Here is a 13283-nt window from a genome sequence, read left to right on the forward strand (position 1 = left end):
GTGATGGCGCTAATTGCCAACACCAGTTTGCATAAAAGCTCGCATTAGTTGCGAGCTTTTTTATATCCATCAATCGTTTCAAACTTAAACAACAGCCGTTAATTCTGCACCTCACTCCCGCTCAAATTACGTTACAATTCAGCCTTAGTATTTACATCTGCTTTCAGTTACTCTTTGTTCACCCTCACTCAATTGAATAAAATAATGCAGATAAACAATAAGATAATGATAAGCTGCAGCATAATCGCTAGCTTAGTATCACAAACAACATTTGCCCAGCTCAATACTGGAACAACATCCAGTAAACTCACTGCATTTACCCATGCTGAATTAATTATTGCCCCGGGAAAACGTTTAAGCGATGCCACTTTATTAATTGAAAATAATCGAATTAAAGCCATTATTGAGCACAACGACATTCCCGCTGGCGCATTTAGAATCGATTTGAGTGGTTATACAATTTATCCCGGATTTATCGATCCTTTTACCGATTATGGGATTGAATTCGAATATCCCAAACTTAAGCTCACTCGCCCCGTCTATGATATAAAGCGTATCGGTGGTAATGCGGAAAATGGTGCAATTCATTCTGAAAAAGAATGGTTTAATTACGTTTACCCCAATAAAGAACGCGCAAAAGAGTGGATTAATAATGGTTTCACCAGTGTGCAAAGTAGCAAACTCGACGGTATCTTCCGTGGGACGGGTGTCAGCCTTTCATTAGCGGACAAAACTGCTAATGAAGTGATTTATCGCGCCCGCAGTCAACCTTTTATGGCATTCGATAAAGGTTCGTCTGAACAAGATTATCCCTCATCATTAATGGGCAGCATTGCACTTATTAGGCAAACCTTTGCCGATGCAAATTGGTATAACCAAAATAAAAACAAACCTGTCAATGGCGCAATAAACAATCAAGTCGAATTTAATATCGCCTTTGAGCGTTTAGATAATTTAGCCGATAAGCAAATTATCTTTGAAACCAAAAATCTCAACGACCAATTACGTGCAGCCCATTTACTTAAAGAACATAAACTGCTAGCCAACCTACTTGGTAATGGTCAAGAATACTCACGCATCAATGAGTTAAAGGCGCTGAACTATCCGTTGATCTTGCCTTTAAACTATCCGCAGGCGCCCGATGTCGGCACAGATGACGCTGATCGTGAAGTATCACTGGCGGATTTAAGACAGTGGGAACGTGCACCAACCAACCCTGCAGCGGTAGCTAACGCGGGTATCCCCTTTGCGTTAACGCAGTTTGGGATTAAGACCGATGCCTTCTGGCCGCGCCTACGCCAGGCTATTGCCCAAGGTTTAAGTGAAGAAAACGCTCTCGCGGCACTCACCACCCAAGCCGCAGAGATGACAGGCACCGCGGACTTTACCGGTAAACTCGCGCCCGGTTATATGGCTGACTTTGTTATCACTAAAGGCAATATATTTAAAGATGGCCAAATCTACAGTGTTTGGTTGCAAGGTCAGGAGCAAAGTCTGCGCTCACTTCCCCAAGCACGATTACTGGGAGATTACCAATTAAGCCTCAATAACCTCACGCTAGATTTATCGCTACATGATGAAAGTAAAAGTGATAAACCCAACATCCAAGGCAATTTAAGCAGTGGCGAACAAAGAATCTCACTCACTCAACTTAAGTTAGATGATAACGGGAGATTGAGCTTTACTGCCGATTTGAGCGCCGCAGGCATTAACGGCCTTAGCCGCTTTACGCTGTGGATGGCCGATGACGGCATTCAAGGTCGTATGGTCGATGCAAAAAGTCGCACTACAAATGTTGCCGGTGTCGCTTTAACTCAAACTGCAAAGCTCAAAAAAGCAGACCAAGCAAGCAATCATGCTCCCAAGAATGAAGCCAACACGAGCCTAGTGAGTCACCTCACCTTCCCTAACGTTGCTTACGGACTGAGCGAAGCCCCTAATGTTGAGAAGCTACACATCAAGAATGCCACCCTGTGGACATCGGATAAGCAAGGCATTCTCGAACATGCTGATCTCTTGATGGCCAATGGCCGCATCGAAAAAATTGGCCAACAATTAAGTACACCATCAGGTTATCAAGTCCTCGATGCAACAGGTAAACACCTCACCGCCGGCATAGTCGATGAACACTCGCATATCGCCATTAATGGCGGTACTAACGAAGGAACAGACGCAGTTACCTCTGAAGTACGCATTGGCGATATTATTAATCCCGACGATATTTCAATCTATCGCGCCTTAGCGGGCGGCGTCACCAGCGCGCAATTACTCCACGGTAGCGCCAACCCTATCGGTGGCCAATCACAACTGATCAAAATGAAATGGGGCGAGCCAGCCGAACAACTCAAATTTGTTAACGCGCCCGCCAGTATCAAATTTGCTTTAGGTGAAAACGTCAAACAGAGTAACTGGGGTGAGAAATTTGTTCAGCGCTTCCCCCAGACTCGCATGGGAGTCAAAGCGTTATTTGAAGAAACCTTCGACGCTGCTATCGCCTATGAAAAGGCGTTAAAAACCTATGATAATCTGCGCTCCAGCGATAAAAAGAAAACTGTCGCTCCGCGCCCAAGTTACCGTCTGCAAGCAGTGGCCGAAGTATTAAACCAGCAACGCGACGTACATATTCATTCCTATGTGCAGTCAGAAATCCTGATGTTTATCCGCTTAGCCGAGGCCTATCACTTTAAAGTACAAACCTTTACCCATGTGCTCGAAGGTTACAAAGTGGCGAGTGAACTGGCTGCCCATGGTGCTAGCGCATCGACCTTTGCCGATTGGTGGGCCTATAAGTTTGAGGTGTATGATGCGATTCCGCAAAACGCGTGTCTGATGCAAAACAAGGGGGTGATCACCAGCATTAACTCAGACGATTATGAAATGCAGCGCAGACTCAACCAAGAAGCGGCTAAGTCTATGATGTATTGCAATATGTCGAAGGAAGATGCTTGGAACATGGTCACTATCAATCCAGCCAAACAATTAAGAGTCGATGAGTTTGTGGGTTCACTCACCCCAGGCAAAATGGCCGATATCGTACTCTGGAACGCAGAGCCGCTGTCTATTTACGCCAAAGTGACGCAGGCATGGGTTGAAGGAAAACGCTATTTTGACCGCGACCAAGACCAAGTTGCCCAACAAGCTGTGGTGAACGAGCGCACCGCACTTATCCAAAAAATTCTCAGCAGTGATGACCAAAGTAAAGCGGGTGAAAAAGTCACGCCACTCAACGAGCCACAGTGGCACTGCGACACCCACTATCAGGCATGGGGCCACGCTTATGAGGGAGCCAAATAATGCAACATTTATCTAAAACCGTTTTGTTTGTGGCGCTACTCGGCGCAATTTGCACCACGCAGGCCCCAGTTATGGCCAATGATATCGTACCCACGCCTAAACAAAGCCGCAGCGTACTGATTAAAAACGCCACTGTGCACACAGTCAGTCAAGGCGTGCTCAGCAACACAGACGTCTTAATTGAAAATGGAAAAATCACGGCCGTTGGGCCTAAACTGACTAGCCAAATCAACAATACAACCGCAGAAACCAGTGACACTCAAATCATCGATGCCAGCGGTAAACACTTGTATCCGGGCTTAATCGCCCTAGACACCAGTTTAGGCTTAGTCGAAATTGAAATGAGCCGCCCAACGGTTGATAACGCCGAGGTGGGTTATATCAATCCGCAGATCAGCACGGCCACAGCTTACAATCCGGATTCGGAGCTCATCCCGACCATACGTTACAACGGCATTACCCACGCACAAATCGTTCCGAGCGGTGATGGGTTAGCTGGACAATCGGTACTGGTGGATCTCGATGCATGGACGATTGAAGATGCGATAACGCCAAGTGCTGGACAGTTCCATGTCTATTGGCCGCAAATCAAACGCATGCCAGAAGATGAAAAAGAGAAAGCCAAGGCCATCGAGAAAAATCAGCAGGCAATCGACAAGCTCAATATCGCCTTTGAAGATGGCTATCGCTATTTCTTAAGTGATAAGGCTAACGGCAAAGACAAAAACCAGAATGAAGATCCCCAGTCCGCGACCAACAACCTGCGCTGGCAGGCCATGTTGCCGCTATACCAAGGCAAAGCGACACTGTTTGCCCATGCCGACAGTGTTGGCCAAATTGAGCAAGTGATCGCCTTGACGAAAAAATACCAATTCAAACTGGTAATTGTCGGCGGATACGATGCATGGCGTTTGGACTCAAGCCTAAGGGAAGTTAAGGCTGGAGTCATTTACCCTCATACCTTGAGTCTGCCTAAACGTAAAGATGAGCCAGTTGATTTACCCTTTAAAATCCCATCTTTACTCGCCAATGCAGGTATTCCCTTCGCCCTTGGGTTCTCATCGGACTGGAATAGCCGTAACCTCCCCTACGCCGCAGGTTACAGCGCCGCCTATGGTTTAACACCTGAACAAGCACTTAAGTCCATCACCTTAGATGCCGCAAAACTGTTAGGTGTGGAGGATTTAGGTGCGATAGCGATGGGATACCAAGGCAGTGTCGTGCTGTCCGAAGGGGACATTCTCGACCCTATGACCAATAAAATTGAGGCTATCTGGATTGAAGGGCGGCAGATAGATCTGAATAATCGCCATCAGCAGCTTTATCAAAAGTACCTTAAGCGGTAGAATTTACTCAGATAATAATATCGCATCGGCGCAGCCTACCAAGGCTGCGCAGTTTTCTCCTCAACCTCAGGTCAAACCATGAAAATTATCCTCTCAAGTGCATTAGTGCTCCTGCTCAGTGCCTGTGCAAGCGACTACAGTTTTAACAGTAATTTGGACAGTGAGGCGATTAATGACTATTTCAAGGCATCCGATGTCGTCCTTTATGAAGGTGATACCTTGCCTAAAGGTCATTATGAGTTAAAAGGATTGGTCGAAGGTGAGTCCTGTCAGGCCGATACCAACGGTGCGCCCGCATCACTTGCCGATGCCAGAACTGGAGCCCGTCGCAATGCGGCAGATAAAGGGGCTAACGGCATTATCATCAAGCAATGTGTCATATTTGAAGAAGCTGCCCAAGGTTGTATCAGCCGTGCATTATGCGTTGGTCAAGCAGTAAAAACGGCTACAACAGAGTAAGCCTCACGCATATTAAGCATACTGCTCGTGGCGTGATCCTATAGTGTTCTAAGATTGCCCCTATCAACCGCTTAATGGCTAACGCTTAATGACTAATCGTTTCATTACCTACGCTGCGTAATTAGCGCTCAAAGATGGGCCTAAATGATGAGCTTAGAATGATGAACTTAGGCGGTTGTTATACTTACCCTTTAGGTAATTTTTTGCATGATATTTACCAACCAAATTATCGCAGTGGCAACATGCCGCACGCCCTATAAACAAAAATTTGGCATTCCAAGACAACCCGGACTTGTTGAAGCGCGCGGCTATGTCGAACTAGAGCCCCATGTGAATCATATCGATGCGGTGCGTGGCATAGAGCAATATTCACATCTCTGGTTACTGTTTTGCTTCCATGAGAATCTTGCCCAAGGTTGGAAAACCACAGTGCGCCCGCCGCGTTTAGGCGGCAATGAAAAACTCGGCGTGTTCGCCACTCGCTCCACTTTTCGCCCCAATGGTATAGGTCAGTCTGTAGTGAAATTGCACGGTGTAGTGCAGCGCAAGGGCAAAGTGTGCCTCGAAATTTCCGGTATGGATCTGCTCGATGGCACACCGATAATTGATATTAAGCCATACATTCCTTTCTCAGATTCGATTACCGATGCTGTGGGTGGCATTGCCCAAGACGCGCCTAAACTGATTTCAGTGGTGTATTCTGACCATGCCAAGACACAGATTGAGCGTTACGCCCAGCAGGAAACCTACACAGATTTAGCCGTACTTATCCGCGGAGTCTTGGGGCAAGATCCGCGCCCAGCCTATAAAAAAGCCAAGGACGATCCTAAGTTATACCAAGTCGCCCTCTATGATTTAGATGTGTTTTGGCAAATGGCAGTCGATGATAATGACCAAGAATACATCTTGGTACTGGAACTCAAACCGGGGAAATGTGGCTAAATGTCTGCGCCAACGCCTACATCAAAACCTGATTATCAAAACCAGCATAAAAAGCGGCTCTCTTGGATGCCGTGGCTGTATTTTTCTTTAAAAGAGAAACATTTAATCTGGGCTAAACCTTGGCAGGATGAGATCCAAGCAAAACTTTGTGCCCTCGAAACGGTAACTATCGGCGAGCAATGCTTTATCGCCCCCGAGGCGCAGTTATTCGCCGAACCCAATCGTGATATCCGCATGGGTAATCGCTGCATGATCGCCGCCGAGTGTTTTTTGCATGGGCCTATCACGCTAGGGGACGAAGTGGCGATTAATCATGGTTGCTCCTTCGATGGCGGCAGGGTCGGAATTCAGATAGGCAATCAAACCCGCATCGCCAATAATGTCACCCTTTACGCCTTTAACCATGGCATGGCGCCAGATACCCCCATATATCAACAAGCTGCCAACTCCAAAGGCATTGTTATTGGCCAAGATGTGTGGATTGGCGCTCAGGCCGGCATAGTCGATGGTGTGACCATTGGCGATCACGCTGTGGTGGGTATGGGCAGCATAGTGACGAAAGATGTGCCCGACTGGGCGATAGTGGCAGGCAACCCCGCCAAAGTGATTGGTGATAGACGGGATAAGTAAGCAGTAAGGATTATCTTGATACTAGCAGTGACGAAGTCACGCTCTAACAGCACAGCGCTCTTCCTTTCGTTATCCGTTATCCGTTATCCGTTATCCGTTATCCGTTATCCGTTATCCGTTATCCGTTATCCGTTATCCGTTATCCGTTATCCGTTATCCAGCATCAAAAAATGCTATTTATCTCCCAGCTAGTTGAATTTAACCTAAATCCCTAGGTGACATCACCAAAGCAGGTGATAAAATGGCGACCATTCAACTCAAATTTGGACATCGGTAATGCGCGTCAGCAAGTACCTGCTATCAACACAGAAAGAAACTCCTGCCAACGCAGAAGTCATTAGTCATCAATTAATGTTACGTGCGGGCATGATCCGTCGTAATGCGTCGGGCCTTTATAGCTACCTTCCCACGGGCTTACGTGTACTGCGTAAAGTCGAAGCCATTGTTCGTGAAGAAATGAACAAAGCCGGTGCAATTGAAATTCTAATGCCTATGGTGCAACCGGCAGACTTGTGGGTAGAAACGGGTCGTTGGGAAAAGTTTGGTCCCGAGCTGTTACGCTTTAAAGATCGTCACAATCGCGACTTCGTACTGGGGCCAACCCATGAAGAAGTAATCACAGATCTCATTCGTAAAGAAGTCAGCTCATACAAGCAATTACCGCTGAATCTTTACCAAATTCAAACCAAATTCCGTGACGAAGTTCGCCCACGTTTTGGCATGATGCGCTCACGCGAATTCTTGATGAAAGATGCCTACTCTTTCCACCTTGACGTCGATACCATGAATGAAACCTATGAGGCTATGTACACAGCCTATAGCAACATTCTATCGCGCATGGGCTTAGCTTTCCGCCCAGTTTTAGCTGATACGGGTTCAATCGGTGGCAGCATGTCACACGAGTTCCATGTTCTAGCACAAAGCGGTGAAGATTTAATTGCTTACTCAACGGGCAGCGATTATGCCGCTAACATTGAGAAAGCCGAATCACCTATGCCAACTGAACCACGCGGCGCAGCCACTGAAGCATTGCGTTTAGTCGATACCCCAAATGCGAAGACCATTGCGGAATTAGTTGAGCAGTTTGATTTGGATATCACCAAAACGGTCAAAACCTTAATCGTTAAAGGTGCGACCGAAGCCGCTCCGCTAGTGGCGTTAATCGTTCGCGGTGACCATGAACTCAACGAAGTCAAAGCCGACAAGTTAGATTTAGTCGCATCACCATTGGAAATGGCGCCAGAAGCCCTAATCCGTGACGCCATTGGCGCAGGTCCAGGTTCACTTGGTCCTATCGGTCTTAAAATCCCTATCGTTATCGATCACAGCGTTAGCGTCATGAGCGATTTTGCTGCTGGTGCGAATGTGGATGACAAACATTACTTTGGTATCAACTGGGAACGCGATCTGCCGACAGCGCAAGTTGCCGATATCCGTAACGTAGTCGAAGGCGAACCAACACCAGATGGTTCAGGCACTTATGCTATGGCGCGTGGTATCGAAGTGGGCCATATTTTCCAACTGGGCACTAACTATTCTAAATCGATGAACGCGACTGTACTTGACGAAAATGGCAAGTCACAGGTGCTACTAATGGGTTGTTACGGTGTCGGCGTGAGCCGTATTGTAGCAGCAGCCATCGAACAAAACTTCGATGACCGTGGCATCATTTGGCCAGAAGCGATTGCGCCATTTAGCGTGGGCATTCTGCCAATGAACATGCACAAGTCGCACCGCGTCACCGATATCGCCGAGCAGTTATACAAAGACTTAAACGAAGCGGGTATCGAAGTGTTACTGGACGACCGTAAAGAGCGCCCAGGTGTAATGTTTGCCGATATGGAACTGATTGGTATCCCACACACTGTGGTGATTGGCGATCGCAATATCGACGCTGGGGTATTTGAATACAAAAACCGCCGTACCGGTGAAAAGCAAGATATTCCATTTGATCAACTGCTCGACTTCCTTAAAAACGCAGTTAAAGGCTAAGCCTCAACGCGAAATGTAGAAAAGTTTAACGATCAAAACGAAACGCACTTAAGCCCAGCTTAAGTGCGTTTTTTATTGGACTTTTATTGACCTGCTTAGATCACATTAACTCGCGACAATACTTTTTATCTGTGGCTGTTTATCTTTGTATTTTTGGCACTGTATTTTGGGCAAGGTATTTTGCGCTAACAGGTACTGACTCGGAGCGACACCCATCAACTGCCTAAACATATAACCAAAGGCTGAACCCGAGGCATAACCTAAGGATAACGCTGTAGTGAGCACAGATTCACCTCGGCTGAGCATTTGAATCGCCACCTGCAATCTAAGCCTTTGCAACCATTGGCTATAACTCAGCCCTGTTTGCTGTTTAAATAATCTCGCTAACGTGCGGGCAGAGGCACCGACCTCCCGCTGCCAATCAACCAAAGTACGTTGCTCACTTGGATCGGCAAGCAAAGCCTCGGTAATGCGCAGTAATTTTTTATCCCTAGGATAAGGTAAATCCAAGGCGACCTTAGGGGCGAGTACCATAAAATCACGGATCACCATCAAGAGCCGCATGACGCGATCCTTAAAATCGGGATCAATTAGCCCAGCCTCACTCTTCACTAAGGCATTAGCCTCTTGCAGTAATAACTGCAAAACAGGCTTCACACTCAAACAAGTGCAGTCGGGTGGAAACCCGCCTATCCGGGTTTCATCCAAATACAGACTACTCAATTGCACCTGACCTAGCGCGATAACCTCATGATCGACAAAGGGAGGCACCCACACCGCTTGCTCAGGCGGCACAATGTAACGCCCCGCAGGCGTGATCACACTCAACACGCCTTGACTGGCATAAATGACCTGTCCCCAGGAATGACTATGGCGCTGCACATGTTCAAACGGCTTGAGTGTTCGCTTAAGCAACACGATGGAGGCACTTAGCCCTGCGGCGGCTAAACGTGAAGGTGCGACCTGCGTGTGCTGAGTAATATGCTGCTGGGATAAATGCGTGTCAGTGACTTGATTCAAGGTGTTATCGCCCAAGGTGATTTTTATATCGAAGCTTCTTTTCGTATTATCGAGCCTCTTCCGTATAGAAGCGCCTCTTTGTTTAGAAGTACCTTTATGCAAAGAAGTGTCTTTATATCTAGACATTAAGTCAATCTATCGAGCTAAAGCCAAAGCTGCAAACGCTAACATGTCATATCAGACTGAATAAATTGGAGATGACATGAGTATCCACATGGATAAAAATCGCGTAACGCCCGTTACATTACAAAAAATGAAAGGTAAAACCCCCATAGTTGCTCTAACCGCCTATGAAAAGCCGATGGCAGAAATTATCGATCCCCATGTGGATATGATTATCGTCGGCGACTCCGTCGGCATGGTGGTTTATGGGCAAGACTCTACACTCGGGGTCACCTTAGAAATGATGATTAATCATGGTCTTGCTGTCACTCGCGGCGCAGCACATGCCTGCGTTATTATCGATATGCCCTTTGGGAGTTATCAAGTATCGCCTCAGCAAGCCTTCAGACATGCCAGCCAAGTATTGATACGCACAGGCGCGCAGGCGGTAAAACTTGAGGGTGGCGCAGAGATGCTCGACACCACTCGTTTTTTAACCCAGCGAGGGATCCCTGTAATGCCACACATAGGATTAATGCCGCAACACGTGAATCTATTGGGTGGATTTAAAACCCAAGCAAGGGATGCTGCCGCCATCGAAGCCCTCGTTAGTTTAGCGAAAGACTTTGAGCAAGCAGGCGCTTTTAGCATACTGATTGAAGGCACGTCCGAGCTCGCGGCGCGCACAGTGACGGCAGGAGTCTCAATCCCAGTCATAGGCATTGGCGCCTCACCCGCCTGCGATGGTCAAGTGCTCGTGACTGAGGATATCTTAGGCTTATTTTCTGACTACACGCCTAAATTTGCTAAACGCTATATCGACTTAGGACCATTGATCACTAAGGCCTGCGCCCAATATGCCCAAGAAGTGAGAACGGGTGAGTTTCCAACATCGGAGCATTGCTTTGGCCTCAGCAAAACGACTAAGGTTACTGCGGATTAATTGTCTAAAATTAAATGATCCAGCAATCGAATAAACGATAAATCGAAATTTACAACTAATTGAGTCTACCGACTTGCTTTTTATAGGGGGGCGTTGCTTTAATAAAACTATTAAAACAATAAATTGAGTCTGAAGATTGCCTACATCAACTGCATTAGTCTTAGGCGGTGGCGGCGCTAGGGCGGCCTACCAAGTCGGCGTGTTAAAAGCACTGGTCCAGCTTTATCCACGCAATCATGGTATTCCCTTTAAAATTATTTGCGGAACCTCTGCGGGTGCCATCAATGGCACAGCTATCGCGACCCATGCCTCTTGCTTTCACCTTGGCGTCAGAAAACTCGAATGGGTTTGGCGTCATTTTGAAACTCGAAAAGTCTACCGAGCTTCGATCACAGGCGTTCTCAGCCATCTAACGAAAATGGCCCTCAAAGGTATGCAAGATGATAAGGTCAATACCGATGCAGGCAGTCTGCTCGATAATGATCCACTCAGAGGCTTACTCAATGAGCTTATCGACTTTAAACGTATCGACCGCAATATCCGTAATGGCTCGCTGACGGCGCTGAGTGTAGATGCCTCTTGTTATAATAACTCTCGCTCAGTGACCTTTTTTCAAGCCGCGAAAGAAATCGAAAACTGGACCCGTGCCCGTCGCAGTGGCGAACGTATCATGCTCAATACCGAGCACCTACTCGCCAGTTCGGCAATCCCTATGGTATTTCCATCCATTAAACTCAACCAAGCCTATTATGGTGATGGTTCAGTCCATCAGCTAGCACCGCTCTCAAGCCCTATTCATTTAGGCGCCGAAAAACTCTTAGTCATTAACTTAGAGAGTCCACACAAGCATTTCCCAATGGAACTGGAATATCACCCAAAAACAGCGACCATAGCGGGTCATCTGCTCGATACCATCTTTTCAGATACCTTAAATAGCGACCTTGAGAGACTAGAAAGGATCAATAACACTTTAAGCCTGATTCCTGAGTCAAGCCGTAACAAACTCGCCTTGCATCCGATTAAAGCCCTAGTCATCAAACCTAGCGAAGATCTCAGCAAAATTGCTGCCCGCTTCTATGACGACATGCCATGGGCCGTTAAAACCTTACTCGGCTTCATTGGTATAGACAGGCAATCAGACTCAAGTATTGTGTCCTACCTACTCTTCGAAAAAACGTATACCAGCGCTTTAATCGACTTAGGCTATAAAGATGCCATGGAAAAAATCGATGAACTTAAAGATTTCTTTTGTTTAAAATAAGCTAACGACTTAATCAGTTTTTTCACTAAAAATCATGCCAAATGGATAGATATAGCTTGAATATTAGTGCCGAAATTCAAACTTTCGCATGAGCAAGAAGATGGATTTAACATTGATAATTTTGTTTGCATCGCTTACTATGCTGTACTAGATTATCAAAAAATCATGCACATTTTTTCAAAAAGGGAATCACGATGAAAAAAACTTCACTAGCACTTATCGTTGCAATCACGGCATTCAGCTCTATGGCTGCAAATGCAGTTGAAGGCAAAGCAGCAGGCACTAACGCTGCAGCTAACAGCACTGGTTTAATCGTTGCTGGTTCTGTTGCTGCTGGTGCTGCGATTGCCGGTGCTGTTGCAATCTCTAACAGCTCTGATGGCAACCCAATCACGAGTACAGGTACTAACACTACCACTGGTACTGGCAACTAATCAGTCTGATATAGCTATCAAACAACCGCCTACTGGCGGTTGTTTTTTTTGTTTCTCCTAGAGAGTAGGAATTGCTCCATTTCTTGAAATAAGACTCACCTCTCTCTACATTTGATATTTATGACTATTGAGAATAAGCAACTCGGATGCGTATAAATAAAAAACTACTATCACTACTCACAGCCTCCATTGCATTAATGGGAATTTCTGGCTGTAGTCAACGAATTAGCGCCCTCAACGATACGATGAAATTGGCTTTCGTTGGAGATAGCGATGTTAAGCTCACAACCGAGCAAGTGAAAGCTAATCCCTATGCCAGCATTTATGTCAAGATTGATGACACCCCCCAAGCATTTGTTGTTTTAGCCTTTGCGGAACCGAAACAAACTCTCACCCCAATCAGACCCGCACCGGAAGTAATTGAGCTAAAATGGCTCTCCGCAGATAACGCTATGTTAGTGACAGTGAACGGACGTTTAGTAAAAACTCAAAGTCTACTTACTGGCAATTTAGCCGCAATAGAAAGCTCTGAACCCGATCCTATTCTCTTGGGCTTGCATTTAAGCAGTACTCCTAAAACTTGGACTCGAACTATTGATTGGCAGCCAGGATACCATTATGGATATAAGATTAACTCGCAGTTTGCTTTTATTGCCGAGGAAGAGATACTCATCAACGATACGCCAACCCAAGTACTGCATTACAGTGAGCGAGTATCAGTGGAAGGCCTGAATATCCAGTATCAAAATGAATTTTGGTTAAAGCCAGATAATGGACACGTCATTAAAAGTCGCCAGAAGATAGCACCAAATCTACCTTTTATTGATATCACTTTACTTAAGCCATTTGCATCCTAGTGG

General features: G+C 46.3%; 12 protein-coding genes. 11 read left to right on the forward strand and 1 reads right to left on the reverse strand.

What is annotated here, in order from left to right; translation table 11 throughout:
• Nucleotides 1-204: 204 nt before the first annotated feature.
• The 7 genes from L5L98_RS05820 (at nucleotide 205) to L5L98_RS05850 (ending at nucleotide 8663) form a co-directional block, all read left to right on the forward strand.
• Nucleotides 205-3294, forward strand: coding sequence for an amidohydrolase family protein (locus L5L98_RS05820; protein WP_263139244.1), 3090 nt, complete (start codon nucleotides 205-207; stop codon nucleotides 3292-3294).
• Nucleotides 3294-4640, forward strand: a complete 1347-nt coding sequence (locus L5L98_RS05825) for an amidohydrolase family protein (RefSeq protein ID WP_263139247.1) — start codon at nucleotides 3294-3296, stop codon at nucleotides 4638-4640. Before L5L98_RS05820 ends, L5L98_RS05825 begins: the two co-directional genes overlap by 1 nt.
• A 78-nt stretch (nucleotides 4641-4718) precedes the next feature.
• The gene (gene rcsF / locus L5L98_RS05830; RefSeq protein ID WP_263139249.1) at nucleotides 4719-5099 is read left to right on the forward strand and encodes an Rcs stress response system protein RcsF; all 381 of its coding nucleotides are present in this window, start codon (nucleotides 4719-4721) and stop codon (nucleotides 5097-5099) included.
• Between the two features lie 207 nt (nucleotides 5100-5306).
• The gene (tsaA, locus tag L5L98_RS05835) at nucleotides 5307-6041 is read left to right on the forward strand and encodes a tRNA (N6-threonylcarbamoyladenosine(37)-N6)-methyltransferase TrmO (RefSeq protein ID WP_263139252.1); all 735 of its coding nucleotides are present in this window, start codon (nucleotides 5307-5309) and stop codon (nucleotides 6039-6041) included.
• A complete protein-coding gene (locus L5L98_RS05840) occupies nucleotides 6042-6671 on the forward strand; it encodes an acyltransferase (protein ID WP_263139254.1) in 630 nt (209 codons plus the stop codon).
• Between the two features lie 27 nt (nucleotides 6672-6698).
• The gene (locus L5L98_RS05845) at nucleotides 6699-6863 is read left to right on the forward strand and encodes a hypothetical protein (RefSeq protein ID WP_216822558.1); all 165 of its coding nucleotides are present in this window, start codon (nucleotides 6699-6701) and stop codon (nucleotides 6861-6863) included.
• An 84-nt stretch (nucleotides 6864-6947) separates the two neighbouring features.
• Entirely contained in the window at nucleotides 6948-8663 is a 1716-nt protein-coding gene (locus L5L98_RS05850; RefSeq protein ID WP_263139260.1) for a proline--tRNA ligase, read from the forward strand.
• 105 nt (nucleotides 8664-8768) lie between these two features.
• Here the strand turns inward: L5L98_RS05850 and L5L98_RS05855 are convergent, their stop codons facing one another.
• Nucleotides 8769-9698 (reverse strand): helix-turn-helix transcriptional regulator, encoded by a 930-nt coding sequence (locus L5L98_RS05855; protein ID WP_317633949.1) that lies wholly within the window; start codon nucleotides 9696-9698, stop codon nucleotides 8769-8771.
• A gap of 187 nt (nucleotides 9699-9885) precedes the next feature.
• Between L5L98_RS05855 and panB the strand changes: the two genes are divergently transcribed.
• The 4 genes from panB to L5L98_RS05875 all read left to right on the forward strand — a co-directional run bounded on the left by panB (nucleotide 9886) and on the right by L5L98_RS05875 (nucleotide 13280).
• Nucleotides 9886-10728 carry a 3-methyl-2-oxobutanoate hydroxymethyltransferase gene (gene panB, locus L5L98_RS05860; protein WP_263139264.1) on the forward strand — a complete coding sequence of 281 codons (843 nt, stop codon included), beginning with the start codon at nucleotides 9886-9888 and terminating at the stop codon, nucleotides 10726-10728.
• A 136-nt stretch (nucleotides 10729-10864) separates the two neighbouring features.
• Complete coding sequence (locus L5L98_RS05865) at nucleotides 10865-11989, forward strand: patatin-like phospholipase family protein (RefSeq protein WP_028761134.1); 1125 nt, start codon at nucleotides 10865-10867, stop codon at nucleotides 11987-11989.
• Between the two features lie 194 nt (nucleotides 11990-12183).
• Entirely contained in the window at nucleotides 12184-12423 is a 240-nt protein-coding gene (locus tag L5L98_RS05870) for a hypothetical protein (RefSeq protein WP_131523124.1), read from the forward strand.
• A 146-nt stretch (nucleotides 12424-12569) separates the two neighbouring features.
• The gene (locus L5L98_RS05875; RefSeq protein WP_131523123.1) at nucleotides 12570-13280 is read left to right on the forward strand and encodes a YjbF family lipoprotein; all 711 of its coding nucleotides are present in this window, start codon (nucleotides 12570-12572) and stop codon (nucleotides 13278-13280) included.
• Nucleotides 13281-13283: the final 3 nt, after the last annotated feature.

Origin of the sequence: Shewanella sp. SM23 (genome assembly GCF_025654295.1) — a bacterium.
GTDB classification, from domain to species: domain Bacteria; phylum Pseudomonadota; class Gammaproteobacteria; order Enterobacterales; family Shewanellaceae; genus Shewanella; species Shewanella oncorhynchi.